This is a genomic window from Rhizobium sp. Root1204, assembly GCF_001424965.1.
Classification (GTDB): Bacteria; Pseudomonadota; Alphaproteobacteria; order Rhizobiales; family Rhizobiaceae; genus Pararhizobium.
Map to the genome: position 1 here is coordinate 264,595 of NZ_LMCZ01000012.1, position 23,228 is coordinate 287,822.

Here is a 23,228-nt window from a genome sequence, read left to right on the forward strand (position 1 = left end):
GAACCGGCTTTGCCCAATCGCTGGGAAAGAGCCATCCGCTTGCCGCGGATGGCCGGTTTATAACGTTCTTACAAATCCGACGCCGATGAATGCGCCCAGTCCATATACAGGTCCTTGGCCTTGGCGGCGATTGGGCCTGGCTGGAGGTCGCGGTCTTCGAGTTTGGTGACAGGGACGACCTTGGAGTAATTGCCGGAGGTGAAGATCTCGTCGGCGGTCTCGAAATCGGCGAGCGTCAGCGTCGTTTCGACGACGTCGAAACCGGCGTCACGCAGAAGGCCGATGACGCGGAAGCGGGTGATGCCGGCGAGGAAGGTCTTGTTGGAGGCGGGCGTGAAGACGACGCCGTCTTTCACCATGAAGACGTTGGACGAGCCGGTCTCGGCGATATTGCCAAGCATGTCGCGCACCAGCGCATTGGAGAAGCCGCGCTTGCGGGCCTCGATCAGGATACGGCCATTATTGGGATAGAGGCAACCTGCCTTGGCGTCGGTCGGCATGCATTCGATCGTCGGGCGACGGAAGGGGGAAACAGTCAGCGACTGGCCGCCCGGGCCTTCGCCCATCGGCGCTTCAAACAGGCAGAGTGCAAACCGGGTCGAATCGGGATCAACGGCCACGACGCTGCCGGGCATGCCATGTTCGCCCCAATACATCGGCTTGATATAGATGGCGGTCTGGCCGTCGAATTTCTTCACACCTTCCCAGGCCAATGCCTCGATATCCTCTGCGGTCACCACCGGCTTCAGGCCGAGCGCCAAGGCCGAACGGTTGACGCGCTGGCAATGCAGGTCGAGATCCGGCGCGATGCCGTCGAACCAGCGGGCGCCGTCAAACACGGTCGAGCCCAGCCACATGGCATGCGAGGTCGGACCGATCAGCGGCGGATTGCCGGAAAGCCATTCGCCATCGACATAGGTCCAGGTGGCGCTGCGCGGGGATGTATCGACGGCCATAGTGATCTCCTTTTGGTCTCTTGATTTTGCCCGGCATAGCCGGAAAATCGACAAGTGGGGTAAATAGGTACATCAAAAAAAGTCATGCCGTCCAATCTGGATCGCAAAGTTCCGCTCGCCTAGTCTGTTGCCAGAAGCAAAAGGACCCATCCGATGAAAGCCATGTATTACGACGCCTTCGGCAAGACGCCGGATATTCGCGTGCTGCCGGACCCGACACCGAGCGCCGATGGCGTCGTCATCAAGGTCGAGGCGACCGGGCTCTGCCGCAGCGACTGGCACGGCTGGATGGGGCATGATCCGGATATCAACCTGCCGCATGTGCCCGGCCATGAACTGGCAGGCACCGTTGCTGCCACCGGCAAGGGCGTGCTGCGCTACAAAGTGGGCGACCGCGTAACAGTTCCCTTTGTCTCCGGCTGTGGCCGCTGCGGCGAGTGTCATTCGGGCAATCAACAGGTCTGCGCCAACCAGTTCCAGCCGGGCTTTACCCATTGGGGCTCGTTTGCCGAATATGTCGCCATCGATTTTGCCGACCAGAACCTCGTGCATCTGCCCGACAATCTCGACTATGCGACTGCCGCCAGCCTCGGCTGCCGGTTTGCCACCTCGTTCCGCGCCATTGTCGACCAGGGCCGGGTGCGTGGCGGCGAATGGGTGGCGGTACATGGCTGCGGCGGCGTTGGCCTGTCGGCGATCATGATCGCGACCGCGCTTGGCGCCAACGTCATCGCGATTGATATTTCCGAGACGAAACTCTCCTTCGCCCGCGAGATCGGCGCCGTCGCCACCATCGACGGCAGCGTCACCGGCGATGTGGCCGAAGCCGTGCGCGACATCACCAAGGGCGGCGCGCATGTGTCGATCGATGCGCTCGGCTCGCCCGTCACCTGTTTCAATTCAATCAAGAACCTGCGCCGCCGCGGCCGCCATGTGCAGGTCGGCCTGATGCTCGGCGACCATGCGACTCCACAGATCCCGATGTCACAGGTGATCGGTCACGAACTGGAAATCTACGGCAGCCACGGCATGCAGGCGTGGCGCTATCAGGAGATGATAGCGATGCTGGAGACCGGCAAGCTCAACCCGCAAAAGTTGATCGGCCGCCATATCAGCCTGGAGGAAGCTGTGCCGGCGTTGATGACGATGGACACGGCCCAGGACCTCGGCATCAGCGTCATCACGCGGTTTTAGCAGCCAATCCCGGGGTCTTCCGCAGACCCGGCCAAAGCCCGGCACGGCATTGGCCGGGGACACCCGGCCGTTTCTGCCTGCGGTCTAAAACCACCCTTTGCCAGCATATTCTGTAAAACACAGCTTCCCTTCAGACGAGAACGCCCTAATTCAACCACAGGCGCACGCTGCGCCCGTTTTTTTAGGAGTGGGATAAATGGCATCATCCGTGCTGATCAGTATTCTGATTACATTTCTCGTTATCGTACTTGTTCTCTATCTGGTCGCGCGCCTGCCGATCGATGGCCGCGCCAAGCAGATTGTTCAGATCATCGTGCTGATCATCGGTATTATTTCACTTCTGAAATATCTCGCTGTCTTCTAGCGCTGCGAGAGAGAATACTCTCTCGTCACCCGCCCTTCGGATAGCCCGTTTCGACATGCCCAGTTTCGGCCAGCAAAGTGAGTGCACAGATTGACCAGCAAAAACGCCACCAAGACCGCCGCCAAACCAACCGCACGGCGAAGCCCGGACGAAACCTCGGCGGCCGCCCAGCACATCATCAACGCGGAACTGGTGGCGCGCAACAAGAAGACGGCCATGCTGAAAGCCTTGCGGCTTGCCCAGGAACAGGCGGAAGAAAAACCTGTGAAGGTTGCGGCCAAGAAGAAGAAATAGCGGCCAAGCCGCGGCAGTTTCCCGTCGCAACGCCTGAAAATCCTTTCATTTTTCCGGCTTCACAGCAACCAAGTGGGCGTGTGAAATGGGGCGATAGCCGCACAGCGTTGCAGCGCTCAATCCGTCCCTTTCAAAAACCCTCTTCCCCCGCCCCCATTCCAACTGGTATTTTCCCGTCTCACGGCAACGGAATCACGAGGCGATCCATGGCACTGGCAGCGGAAAGGCAGGACAAGCAGACGGATATGCTCTATGCGCCCTTGCTGGCGGCCAATGCAGGCCATCCGAATGGCTGGCCTGCCTGCCTGATCGTCGCGTCTCAAACGGAGGCACGGCACAACAAGGCGGTCTGGGCGCCGAGCCACCTGATCTCGATCCGGGCGCCGGGAACGAAACTTCTGTCGATGATCGACCTGCCGGCGGAACGGCATCTGGAATTACTGTTCGGCGATGTCACCGATCCCGACGAAACGGATGCGGCCAAGTCCGCCCATATCGAGCAGGCCTTCGCCTTTATCGACGGCCTGCCTGAGGATGCGCATCTCCTTGTTCACTGCCTGCGCGGCATCGGCCGTTCGACGGCACTGACGCTCGGAATCCTCGCCCGTTACATGGATCCGGAAGATGCGGCGGCGGCACTGCATGGATTGAGACCGGAGGCCAAACCGAACCGGCACGTGACCGGGCTTTGCGACACCGTTCTCGGCCTCAAGGGGCGGCTGGCCAAGCAGGCGCTGCGGTTTCCGGCCAAAGTCTGGAAACCCGCGAAGAGTTGATGCGGATTGCGCCGAGAAACATTGTGCGGCGCACAAATCTTTGACATGATCCCGGTAGAGAACCGTATCCAAGCGGCAATCGCAGGATGCTCTCGCCTTGACATTGGCGAGTGGCGGAATAATGCGATCAATCAAGGCGCTGCCATCTCTGTTTGATGTATTGACAGAGAGCAGCGTCCGGGAAATGACGGGAGAGTGTGATGTCTCATGCGGCCTATGTGTTCGATGCCTACGGCACGCTGTTCGACGTGCATGCGGCCGTGCGCAGGCATTCAGCCGCGATGGGGCCGGACGGCCAGGCCTTTTCCGACCTCTGGCGAGCCAAGCAGCTGGAATATTCCTGGATCCGCACCCTTATGGGCACCTACACCGATTTCTGGACGCTGACCGAGCAATCGCTGGATTATGCCTTTGCGCGGTTTCCCTCCGCCGACAAGAAACTCAAGGCAGCGTTGCTGGACGCCTATTGGCATCTCGACTGCTATCCGGAAGTTCCAAGTGTCCTCAAGCACCTGAAGGACCGTGGCGCCCGCATCGCCATCCTGTCGAACGGCACACCGCAGATGCTGCAATCGGCGGTGAAGAAGGCCGGGCTTGATCTGATCATCGACGATATTTTCTCGGTCGAGACGGTCAAGGCCTTCAAGACCGCGCCTGCGGTCTACGACATGGTGACGACGACCTACCGGCTCTATCCCGATGCCGTTTCCTTCCAGTCGTCGAACCGCTGGGACATTGCCGGCGCCACCAAGTTCGGTTTCCGTACCGTCTGGATCAACCGCGCCAACATGCCCGACGAATATGCAGATTTCGGCCCGAAGCTGATCCTGCCGTCGCTGGAAAGTCTCTAGGGTATTTTTGCTTTTCCTCGAAATCGCGAAATACCCTCTCTTTCTGTTCTTACGCATTTCCGGACGCAAAATCGCTCCCATTTTTGCCGGAACTGCTCCAACACCTGAAGGACATCCAATGTCTTGGTCTGCCGAACAATATATGAAATTCGAGGACGAGCGTACGCGGCCGGCCCGCGACCTGCTCGACCAGATTCCCAACCTGCCGGATGGTGCGCTCTACGATCTCGGCTGCGGTCCCGGCAATTCGACCGAACTGATCCACGACCGCTTCCCGGCCTATATGCTCACCGGCATCGACAGCGATGAAAACATGCTGGTGGCGGCGCGCAAGCGCATGACCCATACGCGCTTCGAAAAGGGCGACCTGACGCAATGGGCGCCGCCAAAGCCGGCCGTGCTGTTCTTCGCCAACGCCGTGTTCCAATGGCTGCCGGATCATCTGAGCACGATAGAGCGCTTGATGGGCGAACTGATCCCCGGCGGCACGATCGCCGTGCAGATGCCTGATAATCTCGACGAACCGTCGCATGCCTCGATGCGGGAACTGGCGGAAGACCCGCGCTTCTCGCAATATTATCCAAATGGCGGCCAGCGCCGCGCCGCCCTGCCCGCTCCGTCCGCCTATCTCGACCGGCTGGAGGCGAAATGCATCAAGATCGATGTCTGGCACACGATCTATTATCATCGTCTGGCAAATGCCGAAGCGATCGTTGAATGGGTCAAGGGCACCGGCCTTCGCCCCTATCTCGACGCACTTCCGGCTGATGTGCGCGAAGCCTATCTGGCTGCCTATCTCCGGCGCATCCGCGAAGCCTATCCGCCGCTAGCGGACGGGCGCGTTATGCTTAAGTTTCCGCGCCTTTTCGTGGTGGCGGTCAAGCGGTAATGTCCGGGCAACCGTCGAGGCCTGCGCTTTTCCCATAAAAGACTGACGGCCTTGTCTTCGGCGGTGTACTGTAGCGTGCAATCTGTGACGAAGCCCGCTATTGTCTGCGGCGGATTTAAATTCAGGCGTCGCGCAACCAAAATACCGAACGGGAAGTGCGTTGGAAAAAGCCGTTCTAACCGTGTTTCAGGGACGCGCGGGCGACCATAATGATCTCGCAATACCGGGAGCCGCTATCCTGGCGGCTGCCCTTTCCGGTTTGCTTGGCCAAAACCTTCAGGCGATCGGCACACCTGAGCCAGCACTGAATATTCAATGGCAGCCGGAGTTGGAGGCGGCAATGCCTGCATTGCAGGCCATGTCGAGACACTATCAGACCATTTTCGAAGACAGGGTACGCCCTCTTACTGTGCTGACCCGATGCGCGGTCGCCTTGGCGACATTACCAATTATCGCCAGATATCGACCCGATGCCTGCATCATATGGCTCGATGCCCATGCAGACCTGAACACTCCAGAAACCTCGACGTCCGGCTATCTTGGCGGAATGGCAATTTCCGGTGCGGCCAGCCTGTGGGATTCAGGACTGGGCGGCGGTCTTGAGCTGAACAATCTGATCCTGGTCGGAACGCGCGACATCGACCCCGCCGAGCGCGACTTGATCGACGCGGCAGGCGTTCAGATCCTGCAACCACAAGCGGGACTTGGCACAGCAATGATCGATGCGATTACCGGGCGACCGGTCTACGTGCACCTCGATTGCGACGTACTCAACCCCGGCATCGTGCCGACGGATTATCAAGTCGACGGTGGCCTCTCGCTCTTCGACCTAAGGGAAATCGCCGAGGTACTTGCAAGAACCGAGATCATCGGCGTCGAGATCGCAGAATTTCAAGGCGCATGGGAGATCGGCGGCCCTCCGGCCTCGCCTGAAGCATTTCTAAACGCGATCGAACCACTTCTCGGGAGCTTTAGAGCGGCTAAGATCATCTAACGCCTCACACCGTATTGTCACTGTGGCCTTGTGGGAAAAATCACCCTCTGGCGCACGGCCCCGGTTCAGGGCATCCTGTGAGCACAGAGAATTGAGCTTATGGCTGTTGGAGGACCGCCCATGCGCTGCTTTACTGTACTTGGACCGTCGCAGACCGGAAAATCGACGATCGTGGAAAAGCTTGGATCGCTGGAGAGGCCTCCGAGAAAATCCATCTCTCCCTACGGACTGAACCTTACGGAATTCACCTTCGGCAACGAAGCTTGGTGTGCGCTCGACACGCCAGGATTGAATGAGGCGCTCGCCCATGCGCAGCACGCCCTGCTCGCCAGCGATGCCTGCATTCTCTGCGTTTCGCCCGCGCCGGAAGAAGCCGTGCTGGCGGCACCCTATCTCAAGATGATCGAGGCGTCGGGCACGCCCTGCATCCTTTTCGTCAACCGGATGGACGAGCCAAAGGGAAGGCTGCGCGACATCATCGCCGCCCTTCAGGATTATGCCAGCCACACGCTGCTGCTGCGCCAGATCCCGATCCGCGAGGGCGACAAGATCATCGGCAGCTGCGACCTGATTTCCGAACGGGCCTGGCGTTACCGCGAAGGCCAGACCTCGTCGCTGATCGCCATCCCCGAAAGTGCTTCCCAGCGGGAACATGAGGCGCGCACCGAACTGCTGGAACATCTGTCCGAATTCGACGACTGGCTACTGGAAGAACTGATCGAAGACCGCGAGCCGCCCAGCGATGCGCTCTATGCGGTCTCCACCCGTGTACTGCGCGAAAACAAGATCATTCCGGTGCTGATCGGGGCTGCCAGCCATGGCAACGGCATGATGCGGCTGATGAAGGCTTTGCGTCACGAGGCGCCGCCGGTGGATGCGCTGCGTGAGCGTCTTGCCGCGGCCGCCAAGGCCGACAAGAGCAAGCTGAAGGCCGTCAGCTTTCACGCCTATCACCGCCAGAATATCGGCAAAACAATTTTGGCACGCGCACTGAATGACGGGCTGAAACAGGGAACGCCTCTTGCTGGCTCAGGGCTGGGTGCCGTGCAGGATCCCGCCAACGGCAAGGGCAATGTGGCGTTTGCCCCCGTCGCCGGTGACCTCTTCGCGACGGTGAAATCCGATCACCTGACCGTGCCGGCGCTTTTGACCGCAGATGCCGCCCTTGCTGCACCTGAATGGGCCAAGGTTCCGACGCCGATGATGGAGAGAATTCTTGTTCCCGGCAGTGAGCGCGACGAGAACAAGCTTTCAGAAACACTGGCCAAATTGGCCGAGACCGATCGCGGCCTGATCATCCTGCAGGAAGAAGGGACCGGCGCACAGATGGTTTGCGCTCAGGGGCCGGTGCATCTGCGCGATCTCCTGCGCACTCTGTCCGATGTCTTTCATGTGACGGCGACCGAGCGTGCACCAACGCCGGTCTACCGCGAGACGATCTCGAAACCGGCCGATGTCCACTATCGCCACCGAAAGCAGACAGGCGGCGCCGGGCAGTTTGCCGATGTGAAGATGACCATCCATCCCAATGGCCGCGGCCAGGGATTTTCCTTCGGCGAGACCGTCAAGGGTGGCGTCGTTCCGCGCAACTACATTCCGGCCGTGGAAGCGGGAGCGCGCGAGGCGATGGAGAAAGGGCCGCTCGGTTTTGCGGTGATCGATGTCGGCGTGACATTGACCGATGGCCAGCACCACGCGGTCGACAGTTCCGAACATGCGTTCCGCTCCGCCTCGAAAATGGGCGTACGGCAAGCGCTGTCGGAAGGAGCAGCCGTACTGATGCAGCCGGTATTCCGCAGTGAAATCCACATTCCCTCGGTCTATTCGGGCAATCTGGTGCAGATCGTCTCGTCATTGAAAGGACAGGTACTCGGCTTCGACCGGGACGAGACCGCCAAGGGCTGGGATATTTTTCGTGCCCTTGTTCCAGGCGGGGCGCTTGACGAACTGGCCCGCGCATTGCGGTCGGCCACGCAGGGGATCGGCTATTTCTCCAAGACATTCGATCACTTCGAGGAATTATATGGCAAGGAGGCGGACGCGATCGTGCGGGCACATGGGAGCGAGCGCGCCGAGCATTGACGCCGGGATGATGGACATCGGCCCCGCGCTTTCCTAGAACTGGATCGGCAGCGGCACAGGCGGGCAATCGATGGTTCGGGAAAACGAAATACGCGAGAACGAGGTTGCCGTTGATGCACCGCAGGACGCGGATGCGTCGCTTGTGTTCATCGGCCGGATTTCGACGCCCTGGACATCGCGGATGGAATGCCCGCGGCAGGGACGCCATGACGGCCCGCTTTGCCGGATCGAGATTTTTGAACCTTGGGTGCAGGCGCTTCAGGGTGTCGAGGCCTATGAGCGGCTGGAAATTCTCTACTGGCTCGACCGGTCGCGCCGCGATCTGGTGTTGCAGAGCCCGGCCAACAGCGGCAAGGTGCACGGCACGTTTTCGCTGCGCTCTTCCGTGCGGCCCAATCCGATCGGCACATCGATCGTCAAACTGGAAGCGGTCGAGGGTAATATCCTGCTTGTCCGCGGCCTCGACTGCCTCGATGGAACGCCGCTGATCGATCTCAAGCCGGACCGCACGCTGTTCAAGCCAATCGCCCCACCACAGCGGGGCGATTTCGAGACGGGCGATGCCACGGAGGCCCGCCATTGCGAAAAGCTGTAGGGCTGGTCAGTCGACCGCGACCATCACGTCGGATGCCTTGACGACGGCATAGGCCGATCCCCCGACCGTCAGCTCAAGTTCATCGACCGCCTGATTGGTGATCGACGCCGTAACGATGGCGCCATTGCCGATATCGATGCGGACATGGGCCGTGGTCGCGCCCTTGGTGATCTCGACGACTTTGCCCTTCAGGCGGTTGCGCGCGCTGATTTTCATGTGATTTCTCCCTTTTCTCGCTGCGCCCCTATCGCACAGGGACGCTGTTTCGCACGATATATCGCGGCAACAGCAGGATGCAACCGAGCGGGCGCGGACACTGCGCCGGACATGAAAGCTGGGATTCAGGACGTGCTGCGGCGCGGATGGATGGTTTCGCCGCGGGCCAGCATGGCGACCAGCTTTTCGATCATGCGGGCGCGGGTCTCCGGTTTCTTGGCGGTGTGAACGCTATAGAGAACCGCATAGCGGTTGGCGCTGTCGAGCACCTCGAACAGGGTTTTGGCGGCTTCGTTTTCGCCGAGCGCCTGCTGAAAGTCTGACGGCACGGTGATCGTGCTTTGCGACTGATAGGCAAGATCCCAGCGCCCGTCTGCCTTTGCCCGTTCGATTTCAGCAAGACCGGCCGGGCGCATGCGACCCGTCGCAATAAGGGCCTCTGCCCGCCTGCAATTGATCGCCGACCATTTGCTTTTGGGCCGCCGCGGCGTGAACCGGATCAGCCAGTGATTATCGTCGAACGGTTTCAGCTGACCATCAATCCAGCCATGACACAGGGCTGCATCGATCGCCTCAGGCTTTGACACCGTCGGCACACCCGCCGCCTTCCTGGCGAATTTTATCCAGAGACCGTTTGCCGGCAACGGCTGGCTGGCGAGCCAGTTTTCCCATTCAGCCGCATCTGCAAAGGCCAGGACAGGCAGTGGGGTTTGATCCTTGGCCATCATCCTCTCCCTGCCCCGTCAGAGGCTCTGCGGTTCTGTAACCTGGGAATGGATCGACCTGATCTCATCGGCAACCAGCTGCTGCAGCCGCCAAAGGTTGCGGTCGTGAATGCCGAAATCCTCCAGATGCGAGACCGTGTTGTAGAGATATTCGGCGCCTGATCCGAAATGTCCGCACGCCCGGGCGAGGACACCTGCGACCTCATCCAGCGGCAGGCGGGAACGGATGCGCTCGCCGGTCGCCCCCACCCAGAACCCCAAGGCCCGGCATGGGCCGCTTTCGGATTTGACCGATATCCAACGGACGGCATCGATGTTTTCGACGGCGCTGACCTCGCGGCGCAGCATGCGTTCGATCTGCACCGCCCGGTCATGATCCGGCAGCCGGTAAATGACGCCATCGCAGCGGCCGCCGCGCTCCAGCGCCATCATTAATCCGGGCTGATCATGCGAGCCGCGCCAGCGGTTGATGTGCAGGCAGAAGGAGCGGTGCCAGCCGAAGGCCGTTGCCCGCTGCCGGTCGATCGCCTCGAATTCCGGCTTCCAGATCAGCGATCCATAGGCAAACACCCAGAGCGGTTCGCCATGGCTTTCGCGCTCCAGCGCCACGGCGAGATCGCGATATTGCGCGTCGCTGATCGCGGTCCAGCGTCCATCCGGGCCGGGATCGGTGATGTCGCGATGGCAGAGCGCCACCATATCCGGTGTCAGGGACATTTTTCGCGGTTGGGGCATCGATATCTCGTCTCGGCAGGCAGTGTCGGAAGAAGCATGTGGGGCCTGCTTGCCCAAACTGCCAGAGCCAACTCATCAGTCAAGCGATTCGACCGCCACCCGATATCTGCCTTTTCCCGGGACGCCGTCGCCGTTAGAGCCTCCAGAGTTCGTATGCCGGCTTGACCGCTTGCGAGACGCGCGCATTTCCGGACGTGGTTACGCCGGCCGGTAAATCTGCGCCACCGAGCCTCCCGGAAAGGCTGTTGAACTGATCAGCTTGAGGCGCCTTGACGGAGAGACTCCGGAGAAGATCGGCATGCCGTTGCCCAGCACGACCGGATGCACCAGCAAGACGTATTGATCGATCAGATCCTCGGCGATGAGGCTGCGCGCAAAGCTGGCGCCACCATGGGCGATAATCGGCAGGCCATCTCCCGCCTTCAGACCGGCGATTTCGCCGGCCAGATCGCCGCTGGCGACATAGGTCTCACTCCAGCTTTCAGCGCCGGGCTGAAGCGCTCCGGATGGCGCGTGTCCGGCATTGCTTTCGTCTAGAATTGCGAGCCTTCGTTTCGAAAACACGGCTTTGGGGATCTGGTTCATCGGCGACGCAAACACGCCGGTGGCGGTCGGCCAATAGGCGGCCATATCGTGAAAAGTACGGCTGCCCATGATGTGCAGGCTGGCTTTCGACACAGCCGCCACACTCCAAGCAACGGCCTCCGGGTCGCCGCTGAACATCCATTCGACTTCGCCCGCAGGCCCGGCGACAAATCCATCAAGCGACATGGACATTTTCAGGATCAATTCTCTCATTGCTTCGTCCTCGCATTCGCCAGCAAGGCAGTTCCCTTAATCCATCTTTGCGGCAAGAAAATCGATGAAGGCGCGGATACGGGCGGCCAGATGCTCGTGGCCTGCAAAAACCGCATGGACCTGCTCCGGTTCATGCGGATTGTAGTCCGTCAGCACCTCGACCAGCCTGCCGCCGTCGATATCCGGGTCGACATCGAATTTGCCGATGCGGGCGATACCAAGGCCGGTCAGGCACAGATTGCGGGCGATCGAACCGCTCGACGCCTGGACATTGCCGGGCGCCGGCCGGGTGTAAAGCGTTTTACTTTCGGGATCGCGAAACAGCCATTCGCCCGGATTGCGGCCAAAGGTGAAGGTGATGCAATTGTGGGTGACGAGATCATCCGGCCGTTGCGGCGTGCCATGCCGGGCCAGATAATCCGGCGTCGCCACCGTAATCCGGCGACTGTCGAGGAGTTTTCGCGCTTTCAGGCTGGAGTCGCGCATCGGCCCGACCCGGATGGCAATATCGGTGCGCTCCTCGATCAGGTCGATGACGCCATCCGTGAAGGACAATTCGAGACGGACTTCCGGATAGAGCGCCAGGAACTCACCGGCCAAGGGGATGATGTAGCGCTCGCCAAAACCGACCGTGGCGTTGACGCGCAAAAGTCCGCGCGGCGTTGCCAATCCGCCGCCCGCGACGATCTGTTCCGTCTCGGCAATATCAGCGAGGATACGCTGCGCCCGGGCGAGATAAATCTCGCCCTCCGGTGTCAAAAGCAGCGATCGGGTGGTCCGCACCAGAAGGCGGGTGCCAAGCCGGTCCTCGATGCGGGTCACCAGCTTGCTGACGGCCGAGGGGGACAGCTTCAGCCGCCGTCCGGCTGCCGAAAAACTCTTCAGCTCCGCCGCCGTAACGAACACTTCCATTTCGCCTGCCCGGTTGTCCATGGCCGTATCCTGTGAATTAAATTCACAGGCATTTATCTATTCCCCTGGATTATCGCGCAAGTGGCTTTGGCCCATATTCCGCCCAACGAAACCCATGACGGCCCGGATATCCGGTGCGCCGCCACCAACACGTCCGGTCTCCCACCGGCAATAAAGGTGTTCCCATGCCTCTTGCCCTGTTTGCGCTGACGATCGCGGCCTATGCGATCGGAACCACGGAATTCGTCATTGTCGGCCTGTTGCCGACGGTTGCCACCGACCTCGGCATCACTCTGCCGCTGGCTGGCCTGATCGTCTCGATCTACGCGCTCGGCGTCACGTTTGGCGCCCCGATCCTCACTGCGTTGACCGGCCGCATCGAACGCAAGCCGCTGCTGCTCGGCCTGATGGCGCTGTTCGTTGCCGGCAATGCCATGGCGGCGCTCAGCCCGTCTTACGAAACACTGCTCGTCGCCCGCGTTCTCTCGGCCTTTGCGCATGGCGTGTTCTTCTCCGTCGGCGCCACTATTGCCGCCGATCTCGTACCGGAAAACCGCCGCGCCTCGGCCATTGCGCTGATGTTCATGGGGCTCACCGTCGCCATCGTCACCGGCGTACCGCTCGGCACCCTCATCGGCCAGACATTCGGCTGGCGCGCCACCTTCTGGGCCGTGGCCGGTCTCGGTGTCATTGCGTTTGCGGCCATCGCCGTACTTCTGCCCTCCACCCTGTCGAAGGCGGCGCCCGCCAGCCTCCTCGATCAGGTCCGCGTACTCGGATCGGGCCGCCTGCTGCTGGTGTTCGGCATGACGGCGCTCGGTTATGGCGGTACGTTCGTCACCTTCACCTTCCTGGCGCCGATGCTGCAGGACGTCACTGGTTTTGCCGCCTCCTCCGTCAGCCTTGTGCTGGTGCTCTATGGCCTGGCAATTGCCGCCGGCAACATCATCGGCGGCCGTGTCGCCGACCGCAATCCGGTGAAGGCGCTGGTCTGGCTGTTTGCCGCCCAGACGGCGGTGCTGGTGATCTTCACCTTCACCTCCATCTCGACCGTGCCTGCCCTGATCACGCTGGCCGCGCTCGGCTTCCTGTCGTTCGCCAATGTACCCGGCCTGCAGCTCTATGTCGTGCAACTGGCCAAGCAGCACCGTCCCGGCGCCGTCGATGTCGCCTCGGCGCTGAACATCGCCGCCTTCAACCTCGGCATCGCGGCCGGTGCCTGGATCGGCGGACTGGTGGTCGCCTCACCGCTCGGGCTTCAGGCAACGCCATGGGTCGGCGCGATCCTGGTCGCCGGCGCCCTGGTGCTGACCATCATCAGCGGCATGCTCGACCGCAAGCCGGAGCCGATTGCCCAGGCTGCTTGACGCAGGCAGCTTGACCAACACGGCGCACGCCACATCTATTAAGACATCATTCCAGACCCGGCCGTTCGCCGGGTCTCCTCCCTGAAAGGACATTCCCCATGCAGATAGTCAGCGCCAACGGTGCCAATATTCCCGCTCTCGGCTTCGGCACCTTCCGCATGCCCGGCCCCGATGTGCTGCGCATCGTGCCGCAGGCGATCAAGCTCGGCTTCCGCCATATCGATACGGCGCAGATCTATCGCAACGAAGCCGAAGTCGGCGAAGCAATCGAGGCATCCGGCGTTTCCCGCAGCGATATCTTCCTCACCACCAAGGTCTGGGTCGATCATTACAAGCACGCCGATTTTCTCGCCTCGGTCGATGAAAGCCTGAAGAAGCTGCGCACCGATTATGTTGATCTCCTGCTCCTGCATTGGCCCAGCAGCGGAGTGCCGCTGGCCGAACAGATCGGCGCGCTGAATGCCGTGAAGAAGGCCGGCAAGGTGAAGAATATCGGCGTCAGCAATTTCAATACCACGCTGATGGCAAAATCGGTGGAATTGAGTGAAGCGCCGCTCGCCACCAACCAGATCGAATATCATCCCTACCTCGACCAGACCAAAGTTCTGGAGGCTGCCCGCTCCACCGGCATGTCGATCACCGCCTATTATGCGATGGCCGATGGCAAGGTGCCGAACGAACCGCTTTTGAAAGACATCGGCGCAAGGCACGGCAAGACGGCGGCCCAGGTGGTGCTGCGCTGGCTTACCCAGCAGAAGGATGTAATCACGCTTTCGAAAACGGCAACGGAAAGCCGCCTGAAGGAAAATTTCGCTATTTTCGACTTCGACCTTTCCAGCGACGAGATGGCCGCGATCCACAAACTCGCCCGCCCGAACGGCCGCATCGTCAGCCCCGGTGGCCTCGCACCCGACTGGGACCGGGCGGACTGATCCAGGACGACAGCCTCCACGCACTGCGCCGGCAGCCTTGAAAAGCTGGCGCAGTGACAATCGGCTCCTCGGGCAGGCCATCTATTTCAACCCCGCTCATGTTCCGATAAGAGAGGCCAGGCCACAGCTGAGATGGCCGCGAGGGTTTCATGCAGTCATCACACGCCACCGCCGATTTCATGCCCGATTGGGCGGCCATCGTTGCCGTCATTCTTGGTGCATCGGCGTTTTCGGTGGCGCAGGGCATTACCTACCCACTGATTTCGCTGACGCTCGAAAGCCGCGGCGTGACCCCGGCGATGATCGGCTTCAATGCCGTCGGTTTTGCACTCGGCCTTGCCACATCGACGCTGATGATCGGCCAGTTGACGGCACGGCTCCGGACCGACAAGCTGATCATCATCAGCCTTGCGGGATGCTCGATGTGCCTTGCGACCTTTGCCGCGACTACCGCGCTGCCTGTCTGGTTTCTCGCCCGCTTTCTCCTCGGTTTCTTTGCCAGCCTGATCTTCATGCTGAGCGAGGCGTGGATGAACTCGGCCTGCCCCGACCGGCTGCGTGGCCGGGTTTCGGGCCTTTACGGCGCGGGTATCTGCGGCGGGTTCGCCGCCGGTCCGCTCGTCATTCCACTGATGGGAACGGAAGGTGGTTTCGGCTTCGCGTTGACGGCGGTCTATGTGGCGCTCGTCGCTTTTGCCACCGCCCTGTTGACGCTCTCTACCCGCACGACGCCGGAGGCCTCATCCACCCGTGACGTCTTCGTCTTCTTCCGCAGGGCGCCAGTGCTAATCGCCATGGTGCTTGCCTTTGGATTTTCAGACATCGCCGCGATCTCGGTGATGCCGGTCTATTTCGTCAAGACCGGCCATTCGCAGGCTTTTGCCGCACTCAGCGTCACGGTGCTGGCCTTGCCGACCGCCTTGGCCCAGCCGTTCATCGGCGTGCTGCTTGACCGGCTGCCGCGCCAGCGCGTGGCGATCGCCATGGGCGGGATCGGCGCCTTCGCCTTCCTGATCATCCCCTTCCTGACATCGCCGATTGCCATTCTGGCCGATTTTGCCTTGATCGGTGCTGCGAGCTTCTCGCTTTATACCTGCGCGCTGACGATGCTCGGCGAACAGTATCGCGGTAGCATGCTGGTGGCCGGAAGTGCTGCGTTTGCGCTTGCCTATGCGGTCGGCAGCGGCATGGGATCGGGCGCAACGGGATCGATCATGGATCTGTTCGGTGCTCACGCAGCCCCGGTCAGCGTTGGCTTGATCCTGGTGGTTTTCACGCTGTTCATGGTTTTCACGATACGGCAGAAAGCGGCATGAGCAACATCGGCTACACCTTCTTCAGTGTCCCCTGATGGAAGACCATGCGCCAATGACCATTCGTTCGGCGCCAGATCGATGATCGCAGCACATGCCGGCCCTCACCTGCCGTTTCACAGGTGAGCAGCGCGACAGTCTCAGAGAGGCGTTTCAGCTGGTAGTTTTCCGATCGTACGGATGGCCCGGCAGGCTTTGCTTCGGCGGCCAGCGCGGCAATCGTATCGGCGCGGCCATAGGCCTGACCGGAGCTGCCGATTTCGGTGAAATCCGCATCGAGCAATTCACTGGTCAAAAAAACAGAACCGCGCACCTGCGGGTCGTGGAGACGTTGCTCCAGTTGCCTCAGATGCGCGGCGAGATCGTTTTCGGACATATCGTCCATATGACTTCAGGCGATCAGACGAACTGGCTGAGGCCAGGAACCGAGGCAACGACTTCGTCGACCACGTCGGCGCCGGCTTGTTCCTTGGCATAACCGATGGTTTCCTTGGCAAGCGCGGTGATTTCGCCCATGCCGAGGCCTTGGCTCATCAGCTGCTGGCCGAGCGCCATGACGCCGCCGCCGGCGCCGACTGCGCTGAGCAAGCCACCGAGCAGACCACCACCGCCACCCGTGCCTTCGCCGTTATACTGCGCAATCAGTGCATCGGCGCCCGGAATGGCTTCGATCATCTTGGCAACCGGGCCGTCTGCCGCTTCGCGCTGCAGAAAGCCGAGCATCATGCCGATGGCCTTTTCAGCTGTTGCCGGGTCGATGCCGACATTTTCCGCAACGCGGGTGATCAGTTCGTTCATGGTGATTCTCCTCAAATATTTGACGTTAACGTCAAGGTAAATTATCTGGAATTGAAACTCAAGCGCCCTTCGGTACGGGTATCCACAGCGCGAGAACGGCAATATCGTTTCATGCCTCGGTGGCAAATACAATGCGGCCATCCAGCGCGCAAATCCCGTCTTTTGCATGGCAATCCTTCTGTTGCCGCTGACCGGTACTCCTCCTATAACAGTGTTGAGAAAACAATGTGATGAAGGCTGGCGTGCTGCCGGCTTTCATTGGCGAAACGGAGACAAGGCCCACATGCTTGAGGACGGGAAGCTCTATATCGGCACCAGCCGGAAACCGGACGACACGATCAACAAGGGCGAATATCTGGATTTCAAATTCGGCAACCGTCACGGCCTCGTGACCGGGGCCACCGGCACCGGCAAGACCGTGACGCTGCAGATTCTGGCGGAGAGCTTTTCCAATGCCGGCGTGCCTGTTTTCTGTGCTGACGTGAAAGGCGACCTGTCCGGCATCGGCGCCATCGGCGAACCGAAGGACTGGGTGACCAAGCGGGCCGAACAGATCGGCTTCACCGATTTTGCCTTCCAGGAATTCCCGGTGATCTTCTGGGATCTCTATGGTGAAAAAGGCCACCGCGTGCGCACCACCATGTCGGAGATGGGGCCTTTGCTGCTCTCCCGGCTGATGAACGCCACCGATGCCCAGGAGGGCGTTATCAACATCGCCTTCAAGATCGCCGACGAAGGCGGGCTGCCGCTCTTGGATCTCAAGGATTTCCAGGCGATGCTCAACTACATGGCCGAAAATGCCTCGGCACTTTCGGGCAAATACGGGCTGATCTCCAAGGCCTCGGTCGGCTCCATCCAGCGCGAACTGCTGATCCTCGAGCAGCAGGGCGCCAAGAATTTTTTCGGCGAACCGGCGCTCAAGGTGTCCGATATCATGCGCACCACCCGCGACGGCCGCGGCGCCATCTCGGTTCTGGCTGCCGACAAGCTGATGATGAACCCGCGCCTCTACGGCACATTCCTGCTCTGGCTGATGTCGGAACTGTTCGAGGAACTGCCCGAGATCGGCGATCCCGACAAGCCGAGACTGGTTTTCTTCTTCGACGAAGCGCATCTGCTGTTCAACGATGCACCGAAGGTTCTGCTGGAGCGCATCGAGCAGGTCGTGCGCCTGATCCGTTCCAAGGGCGTCGGCATCTATTTCGTCACCCAGAACCCGCTCGACGTGCCGGAAACCGTGCTGGCGCAGCTCGGTAACCGCATCCAGCATGCGCTGCGCGCCTATACTCCGCGCGAACAGAAGGCCGTGAAGACGGCGGCTGACACCTTCCGTCCCAACCCGGATTTCGACTGCGCCACGGTCATCACCAACCTTGGCACCGGCGAGGCTTTGGTCTCGACGCTCGAAGGCAAAGGCTCGCCATCAATGGTCGAGCGCACGCTGATCCGCCCGCCGTCGAGCCGAGCCGGCCCGCTGACCGAGGCCGAACGCGCCAACATCATGAGCATCAGTCCCGTCGCGGGCCAGTATGACAAGGATGTCGACCGGGAATCGGCCTATGAGCTTTTGGCCCAGCGCGCCGCCAAGGCAACACAGCAGGCGGAGGATACTCGGGAGACTTCGGAAGCTCCGCCGCCAGCCGCCCCCGGCGGCAGCCGCTGGACCCTGCCCGGCTTCGGCGATGACGATGCGCAGGCGCCGTCACAACCCAAGCCGAAGCCCCGCGCCGGTTATCAGCGCGAAACCGTCGCGGAAGCGGCAATGAAATCGGTTGCCCGCACCGTCGCCTCCTCACTCGGAAGGGCTTTGGTGCGCGGCATTTTGGGAAGCTTGAGGCGATAAACGCCGCATCGGCTTGGAACGCAAAACGGCGGCCCCGATGTGGCCGCCGTTTTTTATTTGTCCGATCCTGCCTCGCGTTAGGCGAGCTTGGCCGAGATTTCGGTCGAGGTGCGGAGCGCATGGCTGTAGGGGCAAACGATATGGGCTGCAGCGACGAGCTTTTCGCCGACTTCGCGATCGACGCCCGGCAGGCTGACGGAGATCGACGGGCTGATGTAGAAGCCGGTGCCGTCTTCGCGCGGACCGATGCCGACCGTTGCGGTGACCGTTGCGTCTTCCGGAATCTTGACCTTTTCCTTGCCGGCGACAAATTTCAGCGCGCCGAGGAAGCAGGCGGAATAGCCGGCTGCAAACAGCTGTTCAGGATTGGTGCCGGTCGCGCCATCGCCGCCGAGTTCCTTCGGAACGGTGAGCGTCACATCGAGAACACCGTCTTCACTGACGGCATGGCCGGCGCGGCCACCGGTTGCGGAAGCTTTGGTTGTGTAGAGAATAGGCATGTCTGTCTCCTTACTGTCTCAGCGGGTTGATGGCGGGGCAAAGTGTTGCCTGATTTTTAAATAGCGCATAATTTAATTGTACGCAATATAATTTTGCAAATTGCAAAATGGTGCACGAACTGCGAAAATGGCATTATGACCAATGATCAAGACATGCGTAAGGACGATCTGAAAGAGGGCGATGCTCTGGCGCTTGGCCAGCAGCTCTGTTTTGCCGTCTACTCGGTGGCCCATGCCTTCAACCGGACCTACAAGCCTCTGCTTGAAAAGTTCGGCCTGACCTACCCGCAATATCTGGTGCTTCTGGCGCTCTGGCAGCAGGATCGGATGACGGTAAAGGGGATAGGCGAGGAACTGGGGCTGGATTCAGGCACGCTCTCGCCGTTGCTGAAGCGGCTGGAAACCGCCGGATTCGTCAGCCGTATTCGCGATAAAGGCGACGAGCGTCAGGTGATCGTGACGCTGACCCCAAAGGGCCAGGCGCTGAAGACCGATGCTTTCGGCATCCTGACGGAAATCGGCAAGGCGACGGGATGCAGCATGGCGGAAGCCGCAGCCCTGCGGTCAGCGCTGCATGGCCTCAGCAATCATCTTGGTTAAAACCAGCAATCCTGAGACGGCAATCCGCCACCGTGCAGGATTTTCAGATCACCAGGATCGGTGCCTTGTCGCGCACGCGATCATAGAGATCGATGACATCCTGGTTGATCAGACGGACGCAGCCGGACGATACGGCCTTGCCGATCGACTGCCATTCCGGCGACCCGTGCAGGCGGTAAAGCGTGTCTTCGCCGTTCTGGAAGATATACATCGCCCGCGCGCCGAGCGGGTTGTCGAGCCCCGGCGCCATGCCACCGTTGGCAATCGAGTATTTTTCCAGATGCGGCTGACGCGCCACCATCTCGTTCGGCGGCTTCCAGCGCGGCCATTTCTGCTTCCACTGGAGGACGCCCCTGCCCGACCAGGCAAAGCCCTCGCGACCGATACCGACGCCGTAGCGCATCGCCGAGCCGTTGGAGAGGATGAGGTAAAGAAAACGCTCGCCGGTATCGACGATGATTGTGCCGGGCTTCTCGCCGAACGTGTTGTCGACCTGCTGACGGTAGAAGCGGGCATCGATCTGTTCGTAAGGCACCGCCGGGATATTGAAGCCACCATCGAATTTGGGGCCGTACATTTCGGCATAATAGGCCGATTGCAGAGGCAGGCCCGTCGGGGTCATGCCATTGCCAACCGGACCTTCCAGCTCGGCGCCGTAGCGCGGATCGGCAAAACGGCCCTCCTGGGACGGGTCGCGAAAATAGGGCGCTGTTTCGGCGCGGAAACGGTCGGTGTTCATCGAAGATGCACAGCCCGCAAGGCCAGCGGACGCGACCGCAAGCCCGGACATATTGAGGAACTGCCGGCGGGAGAGAGCTTTTGAAAGGGTCATTGAACTCTGTAATTCCGTTGACGCATATGGCGAAGACGCGGCCGGTGGCCACGCAGGCATTCTATCCCGGCAGCAAATACCGATCTCTTGCCACAAGTATGGCAATTGCGGCTGGATCGGGGCTTGCGGCCGCTCGATGCCATCACGACTGCGAGAGGAAACGCCTGCGATGCAAAAACGCCACAGGAACCCCCGCCGGGTCTACTTCGCCAACAGGGAAACAAAGGCCGCCGGAGCGACCGGGCGGCTGAAGAAATAGCCCTGAATATCGTCGCAGCCGCTGGCCGCCAGGAAATCCACCTGGTCCTGCGTTTCCACACCTTCGGCAATGACCTGCATCTGCAGCTTCTGCGCCAGCGAGATAATCGCGCCGGTAATCGCCCGGTCGTCGGCGTCACCCGGAATATCCTGGACGAAGGAGCGGTCTATCTTCAGGCGGCGGACGGGAAAGCGCTTCAGCGCACTGAGGCTGGAATATCCGGTGCCGAAATCATCGATGGCCAGATGGACGCCAAGCGCTTCCAGCTCGTGCATGGTGGCAACCGCAGAGGCGACATCCTGCATGATCAGGCTCTCGGTCAATTCCAGCTCAAGATAACAAGCCTCCAGTCCGCTCTCCTCCAGCGCTTCGGCGACCTTCGACACCCAGTTGCGCTCCTTGAACTGACGCGCGGACACATTGACGCTGACGACAATTGGCGGAAGGCCGGCATCCTGCCAGGCCTTGTTCTGCCGGCAGGCTTCGTTCAGCACCCATTCGCCGATCGGCACGATCAGGCCGGTTTCCTCGGCCAGCGGAATGAAGTCGCCCGGCGAAATCAGGCCGCGCTCGGGGTGCTGCCAGCGCAGCAGCGATTCCGCGGCAAAAACGCTGCCGGTCTTCAGGTTCATCTGCGGCTGATAGTGCAGCACGAATTCGGCGCGGACGACCGCGTCGCGCAGCTCTTCGTGACGCCGCAGGCTCTCATGCGCCTTGGCCGCCATCTGGGCGTCGAACACCTGCAAATTGTTACGGCCGACCTCCTTGGCCCGGTACATGGCGGAATCGGCATTGGCGAGCAATTCGGCCGCGATCGCACCATGTTCGGGATAACAGACGACGCCCATCGAACAACTGACCTGCAGGCTGCGCCCGGCGAGCACGACCGGCGCACCGATCGCTGCGCGGATCGCCTCCAGACGGGATAGGACCACCGCGTTTTCCGGTGGGAGACCATTGAGTAGAATGATGAACTCGTCGCCACCCACCCGCACGATCATGTCCGACTTGCGCACGCAGGACAGCATCCGCCGCGCGACCACCTGCAAAAGTTCATCCCCGGCGTGGTGGCCGAGCGTATCATTGATCAGCTTGAAATTATCCAGGTCGAGAAAGGCCAGCGCCACCCACTGGCCCGTCATGCGGGCCTGCTCCAGGGCTCTGGCGACGCGCTCATCGAACATCGCCCGGTTCGGCAAGCCGGTCAGGGCGTCGTGATGCGCCATGAACTGGATGCGCTCTTCCGATTGCTGCCGTTCAATGGCAATGCCGGCAAGATGCGCCGCCATCGAAATGAGGTCAGTCTGCTCTGCCGAAGGCGTTCCGGGTTGATGCGAATAGAGGGCGAACGTGCCGAGCACCTTCCCCTGGTAGGAGAGGATCGGCATCGACCAGCAGGACCGATATGCGAATGGCCGGACCATGTCTGCATAATCTTCCCAGAGCGGATCCGACTGGATGTCGGAGACGAACACCGCCTCGCCACGAAAAGCTGCCGTGCCGCAGGAGCCGACTTTCGGACCAATGGCGATGCCATGGATCGCGGCGCAGTAGGCATTGTCAAGCCCCGGCGCTGCGCCGGTCAAAAGATGCCGCTGGTCTGGAGACAAAAGCAGGATCGAGCCGATAATGCCGGGCAAATGCGCTTCGATCATCAGGATCAGTTCGTTGAAGAACTCGGAGAGCGGCGTGCTGGTGGCAATCAGCTCCAGAAGACGCGCCTGGCCGAGGAGAAGACGTTCTGCCCGCTTGCGATCGGTGATATCGCGCGAAATACCGACAATGCCGATGGTTTTCCCCTGCTTGTCGCGCAGCGGTACCTTCGATGTCATCAGCCAGCGCTCATCCTTGCTGACCGCATTCAGCTCCTCGATGCCGAACATCGGTTCGCCGGTTTCGATCACCCGCCGCTCGGCCTGCTCAAAATGGCGGGCATTGTCCAAAGTATGGATATCGTAGTCGGTCTTGCCGACGATCTCATGGGCTTCGCGAAACCCGTTTTCGGTAACGGTTGCCCGATTGGCTACAAGAAAGCGGCCGTCGAGATCCTTGGCATAGATGTAGTCAGGGATGTGATTCATCATCGTTTCGAGCCAGTAATGGCGATCGGCGATGTCAGGTTCGGGGCCGAACATGCGCGAGACCTCTGCCGCAAGCCGCTGGCTTGCCGCGATCAATCGCTGGGTGTCATCATTACTGGCAATTCGTGCTCCGCCGTCCCTTCGATAGCGGTCCAAACCCTTCGTCACGCAAGCCTCCAAGGACGGATGCACCGTTCCAGCCGTCTCTTCCCTGTTCCCCAACCCGATTTCTACCAGCCATAAGTTATTCTTCCCTAAACACAACTTTCTAAAATAAACGCATCACGCCCCAAACTCCTCCGGCGCTCAACCAGAAAGAGTG

The 23,228-nt window shown here is 60.8% G+C and carries 25 protein-coding genes; 14 read left to right on the forward strand and 11 right to left on the reverse strand.

Annotated elements, in window-relative coordinates; all coding sequences use genetic code 11:
- Nucleotides 1-68: 68 nt before the first annotated feature.
- Complete coding sequence (locus ASC96_RS14405; protein WP_060503731.1) at nt 69-956, reverse strand: branched-chain amino acid aminotransferase; 888 nt, start codon at nt 954-956, stop codon at nt 69-71.
- Between the two features lie 153 nt (nt 957-1,109).
- Between ASC96_RS14405 and ASC96_RS14410 the strand changes: the two genes are divergently transcribed.
- From ASC96_RS14410 to tsaA, 9 genes are all read left to right on the forward strand, one after another.
- Nucleotides 1,110-2,150 (forward strand): zinc-dependent alcohol dehydrogenase family protein, encoded by a 1,041-nt coding sequence (locus tag ASC96_RS14410; RefSeq protein WP_060503732.1) that lies wholly within the window; start codon nt 1,110-1,112, stop codon nt 2,148-2,150.
- Nucleotides 2,151-2,346: 196 nt separating this feature from the next.
- Nucleotides 2,347-2,514: a Thivi_2564 family membrane protein gene (locus ASC96_RS33355; protein WP_112834547.1), complete on the forward strand. Its 168-nt coding sequence runs from the start codon at nt 2,347-2,349 to the stop codon at nt 2,512-2,514.
- Between the two features lie 90 nt (nt 2,515-2,604).
- Nucleotides 2,605-2,808, forward strand: a complete 204-nt coding sequence (locus tag ASC96_RS14415) for a hypothetical protein (RefSeq protein ID WP_060503733.1) — start codon at nt 2,605-2,607, stop codon at nt 2,806-2,808.
- A 206-nt stretch (nt 2,809-3,014) separates the two neighbouring features.
- Nucleotides 3,015-3,584 (forward strand): dual specificity protein phosphatase family protein, encoded by a 570-nt coding sequence (locus ASC96_RS14420; RefSeq protein WP_060503734.1) that lies wholly within the window; start codon nt 3,015-3,017, stop codon nt 3,582-3,584.
- 200 nt (nt 3,585-3,784) lie between these two features.
- Nucleotides 3,785-4,435, forward strand: a complete 651-nt coding sequence (locus tag ASC96_RS14425; protein WP_060503735.1) for a haloacid dehalogenase type II — start codon at nt 3,785-3,787, stop codon at nt 4,433-4,435.
- A 118-nt stretch (nt 4,436-4,553) separates the two neighbouring features.
- Nucleotides 4,554-5,324 carry a trans-aconitate 2-methyltransferase gene (gene tam / locus ASC96_RS14430; protein ID WP_060503736.1) on the forward strand — a complete coding sequence of 257 codons (771 nt, stop codon included), beginning with the start codon at nt 4,554-4,556 and terminating at the stop codon, nt 5,322-5,324.
- Between the two features lie 160 nt (nt 5,325-5,484).
- A complete protein-coding gene (locus tag ASC96_RS14435; protein WP_082512070.1) occupies nt 5,485-6,318 on the forward strand; it encodes an arginase family protein in 834 nt (277 codons plus the stop codon).
- A 120-nt stretch (nt 6,319-6,438) separates the two neighbouring features.
- Nucleotides 6,439-8,400: an elongation factor G gene (locus tag ASC96_RS14440; RefSeq protein WP_060503738.1), complete on the forward strand. Its 1,962-nt coding sequence runs from the start codon at nt 6,439-6,441 to the stop codon at nt 8,398-8,400.
- Nucleotides 8,401-8,470: 70 nt separating this feature from the next.
- The gene (gene tsaA, locus ASC96_RS14445) at nt 8,471-8,995 is read left to right on the forward strand and encodes a tRNA (N6-threonylcarbamoyladenosine(37)-N6)-methyltransferase TrmO (protein WP_060503739.1); all 525 of its coding nucleotides are present in this window, start codon (nt 8,471-8,473) and stop codon (nt 8,993-8,995) included.
- A 6-nt stretch (nt 8,996-9,001) separates the two neighbouring features.
- Here the strand turns inward: tsaA and ASC96_RS14450 are convergent, their stop codons facing one another.
- The 5 genes from ASC96_RS14450 to ASC96_RS14470 all read right to left on the reverse strand — a co-directional run bounded on the left by ASC96_RS14450 (nt 9,002) and on the right by ASC96_RS14470 (nt 12,402).
- Complete coding sequence (locus ASC96_RS14450) at nt 9,002-9,211, reverse strand: molybdopterin-binding protein (protein ID WP_060503740.1); 210 nt, start codon at nt 9,209-9,211, stop codon at nt 9,002-9,004.
- 125 nt (nt 9,212-9,336) lie between these two features.
- Nucleotides 9,337-9,936: a YdeI/OmpD-associated family protein gene (locus ASC96_RS14455; RefSeq protein WP_060503741.1), complete on the reverse strand. Its 600-nt coding sequence runs from the start codon at nt 9,934-9,936 to the stop codon at nt 9,337-9,339.
- 18 nt (nt 9,937-9,954) lie between these two features.
- Nucleotides 9,955-10,671, reverse strand: coding sequence for a gamma-glutamylcyclotransferase (locus ASC96_RS14460; RefSeq protein WP_244482036.1), 717 nt, complete (start codon nt 10,669-10,671; stop codon nt 9,955-9,957).
- 198 nt (nt 10,672-10,869) lie between these two features.
- Nucleotides 10,870-11,469: a dihydrofolate reductase family protein gene (locus ASC96_RS14465; protein ID WP_060503743.1), complete on the reverse strand. Its 600-nt coding sequence runs from the start codon at nt 11,467-11,469 to the stop codon at nt 10,870-10,872.
- A gap of 36 nt (nt 11,470-11,505) precedes the next feature.
- Nucleotides 11,506-12,402 carry a LysR family transcriptional regulator gene (locus ASC96_RS14470; protein WP_060503744.1) on the reverse strand — a complete coding sequence of 299 codons (897 nt, stop codon included), beginning with the start codon at nt 12,400-12,402 and terminating at the stop codon, nt 11,506-11,508.
- A gap of 164 nt (nt 12,403-12,566) precedes the next feature.
- Between ASC96_RS14470 and ASC96_RS14475 the strand changes: the two genes are divergently transcribed.
- From ASC96_RS14475 to ASC96_RS14485, 3 genes are all read left to right on the forward strand, one after another.
- Entirely contained in the window at nt 12,567-13,748 is a 1,182-nt protein-coding gene (locus ASC96_RS14475; RefSeq protein WP_060503745.1) for an MFS transporter, read from the forward strand.
- A gap of 98 nt (nt 13,749-13,846) precedes the next feature.
- Nucleotides 13,847-14,680 carry an aldo/keto reductase gene (locus ASC96_RS14480; protein ID WP_060503746.1) on the forward strand — a complete coding sequence of 278 codons (834 nt, stop codon included), beginning with the start codon at nt 13,847-13,849 and terminating at the stop codon, nt 14,678-14,680.
- A 149-nt stretch (nt 14,681-14,829) separates the two neighbouring features.
- Complete coding sequence (locus ASC96_RS14485) at nt 14,830-15,996, forward strand: MFS transporter (protein ID WP_060503747.1); 1,167 nt, start codon at nt 14,830-14,832, stop codon at nt 15,994-15,996.
- 10 nt (nt 15,997-16,006) lie between these two features.
- On the opposite strand, the gene ASC96_RS14490 is transcribed toward ASC96_RS14485, so the two are convergent.
- Both ASC96_RS14490 and ASC96_RS14495 read right to left on the reverse strand, forming a co-directional pair.
- Nucleotides 16,007-16,378, reverse strand: coding sequence for a DUF4440 domain-containing protein (locus tag ASC96_RS14490; RefSeq protein WP_060503748.1), 372 nt, complete (start codon nt 16,376-16,378; stop codon nt 16,007-16,009).
- 14 nt (nt 16,379-16,392) lie between these two features.
- The gene (locus ASC96_RS14495; protein ID WP_060503749.1) at nt 16,393-16,791 is read right to left on the reverse strand and encodes a DUF2780 domain-containing protein; all 399 of its coding nucleotides are present in this window, start codon (nt 16,789-16,791) and stop codon (nt 16,393-16,395) included.
- 283 nt (nt 16,792-17,074) lie between these two features.
- On the opposite strand from ASC96_RS14495, the gene ASC96_RS14500 reads away from it, so the two are divergent.
- A complete protein-coding gene (locus ASC96_RS14500) occupies nt 17,075-18,634 on the forward strand; it encodes a helicase HerA-like C-terminal domain-containing protein (protein ID WP_060503750.1) in 1,560 nt (519 codons plus the stop codon).
- A gap of 77 nt (nt 18,635-18,711) precedes the next feature.
- Here ASC96_RS14500 and ASC96_RS14505 read toward each other — a convergent pair whose 3' ends face one another.
- Nucleotides 18,712-19,134, reverse strand: a complete 423-nt coding sequence (locus ASC96_RS14505; RefSeq protein ID WP_060503751.1) for an organic hydroperoxide resistance protein — start codon at nt 19,132-19,134, stop codon at nt 18,712-18,714.
- A 135-nt stretch (nt 19,135-19,269) separates the two neighbouring features.
- Here ASC96_RS14505 and ASC96_RS14510 point away from each other — a divergent pair, with 135 nt between their 5' ends.
- Complete coding sequence (locus ASC96_RS14510) at nt 19,270-19,734, forward strand: MarR family transcriptional regulator (RefSeq protein ID WP_060503752.1); 465 nt, start codon at nt 19,270-19,272, stop codon at nt 19,732-19,734.
- Nucleotides 19,735-19,777: 43 nt separating this feature from the next.
- Here the strand turns inward: ASC96_RS14510 and ASC96_RS14515 are convergent, their stop codons facing one another.
- Both ASC96_RS14515 and ASC96_RS14520 read right to left on the reverse strand, forming a co-directional pair.
- Complete coding sequence (locus ASC96_RS14515; protein WP_060503753.1) at nt 19,778-20,566, reverse strand: L,D-transpeptidase family protein; 789 nt, start codon at nt 20,564-20,566, stop codon at nt 19,778-19,780.
- Between the two features lie 201 nt (nt 20,567-20,767).
- Nucleotides 20,768-22,960: an EAL domain-containing protein gene (locus tag ASC96_RS14520; protein ID WP_082512074.1), complete on the reverse strand. Its 2,193-nt coding sequence runs from the start codon at nt 22,958-22,960 to the stop codon at nt 20,768-20,770.
- Nucleotides 22,961-23,228 lie beyond the last annotated feature (268 nt).

What these genes read in the sequence shown, in the direction of transcription:
- ASC96_RS14405 (WP_060503731.1), bottom strand. Translation starts at nt 956, where the DNA reads ATGGCCGTCGATACATCCCCGCGCAGCGCCACCTGGACCTATGTCGAT.
- ASC96_RS14410 (WP_060503732.1), top strand. Translation starts at nt 1,110, where the DNA reads ATGAAAGCCATGTATTACGACGCCTTCGGCAAGACGCCGGATATTCGC.
- ASC96_RS33355 (WP_112834547.1), top strand. Translation starts at nt 2,347, where the DNA reads ATGGCATCATCCGTGCTGATCAGTATTCTGATTACATTTCTCGTTATC.
- ASC96_RS14420 (WP_060503734.1), top strand. Translation starts at nt 3,015, where the DNA reads ATGGCACTGGCAGCGGAAAGGCAGGACAAGCAGACGGATATGCTCTAT.
- ASC96_RS14425 (WP_060503735.1), top strand. Translation starts at nt 3,785, where the DNA reads ATGTCTCATGCGGCCTATGTGTTCGATGCCTACGGCACGCTGTTCGAC.
- tam (WP_060503736.1), top strand. Translation starts at nt 4,554, where the DNA reads ATGTCTTGGTCTGCCGAACAATATATGAAATTCGAGGACGAGCGTACG.
- ASC96_RS14440 (WP_060503738.1), top strand. Translation starts at nt 6,439, where the DNA reads ATGCGCTGCTTTACTGTACTTGGACCGTCGCAGACCGGAAAATCGACG.
- tsaA (WP_060503739.1), top strand. Translation starts at nt 8,471, where the DNA reads ATGGTTCGGGAAAACGAAATACGCGAGAACGAGGTTGCCGTTGATGCA.
- ASC96_RS14450 (WP_060503740.1), bottom strand. Translation starts at nt 9,211, where the DNA reads ATGAAAATCAGCGCGCGCAACCGCCTGAAGGGCAAAGTCGTCGAGATC.
- ASC96_RS14455 (WP_060503741.1), bottom strand. Translation starts at nt 9,936, where the DNA reads ATGGCCAAGGATCAAACCCCACTGCCTGTCCTGGCCTTTGCAGATGCG.
- ASC96_RS14460 (WP_244482036.1), bottom strand. Translation starts at nt 10,671, where the DNA reads ATGCCCCAACCGCGAAAAATGTCCCTGACACCGGATATGGTGGCGCTC.
- ASC96_RS14465 (WP_060503743.1), bottom strand. Translation starts at nt 11,469, where the DNA reads ATGAGAGAATTGATCCTGAAAATGTCCATGTCGCTTGATGGATTTGTC.
- ASC96_RS14470 (WP_060503744.1), bottom strand. Translation starts at nt 12,402, where the DNA reads ATGGACAACCGGGCAGGCGAAATGGAAGTGTTCGTTACGGCGGCGGAG.
- ASC96_RS14475 (WP_060503745.1), top strand. Translation starts at nt 12,567, where the DNA reads ATGCCTCTTGCCCTGTTTGCGCTGACGATCGCGGCCTATGCGATCGGA.
- ASC96_RS14480 (WP_060503746.1), top strand. Translation starts at nt 13,847, where the DNA reads ATGCAGATAGTCAGCGCCAACGGTGCCAATATTCCCGCTCTCGGCTTC.
- ASC96_RS14485 (WP_060503747.1), top strand. Translation starts at nt 14,830, where the DNA reads ATGCAGTCATCACACGCCACCGCCGATTTCATGCCCGATTGGGCGGCC.
- ASC96_RS14490 (WP_060503748.1), bottom strand. Translation starts at nt 16,378, where the DNA reads ATGGACGATATGTCCGAAAACGATCTCGCCGCGCATCTGAGGCAACTG.
- ASC96_RS14495 (WP_060503749.1), bottom strand. Translation starts at nt 16,791, where the DNA reads ATGAACGAACTGATCACCCGCGTTGCGGAAAATGTCGGCATCGACCCG.
- ASC96_RS14500 (WP_060503750.1), top strand. Translation starts at nt 17,075, where the DNA reads ATGCTTGAGGACGGGAAGCTCTATATCGGCACCAGCCGGAAACCGGAC.
- ASC96_RS14505 (WP_060503751.1), bottom strand. Translation starts at nt 19,134, where the DNA reads ATGCCTATTCTCTACACAACCAAAGCTTCCGCAACCGGTGGCCGCGCC.
- ASC96_RS14510 (WP_060503752.1), top strand. Translation starts at nt 19,270, where the DNA reads ATGACCAATGATCAAGACATGCGTAAGGACGATCTGAAAGAGGGCGAT.
- ASC96_RS14515 (WP_060503753.1), bottom strand. Translation starts at nt 20,566, where the DNA reads ATGACCCTTTCAAAAGCTCTCTCCCGCCGGCAGTTCCTCAATATGTCC.
- ASC96_RS14520 (WP_082512074.1), bottom strand. Translation starts at nt 22,960, where the DNA reads ATGTTCGGCCCCGAACCTGACATCGCCGATCGCCATTACTGGCTCGAA.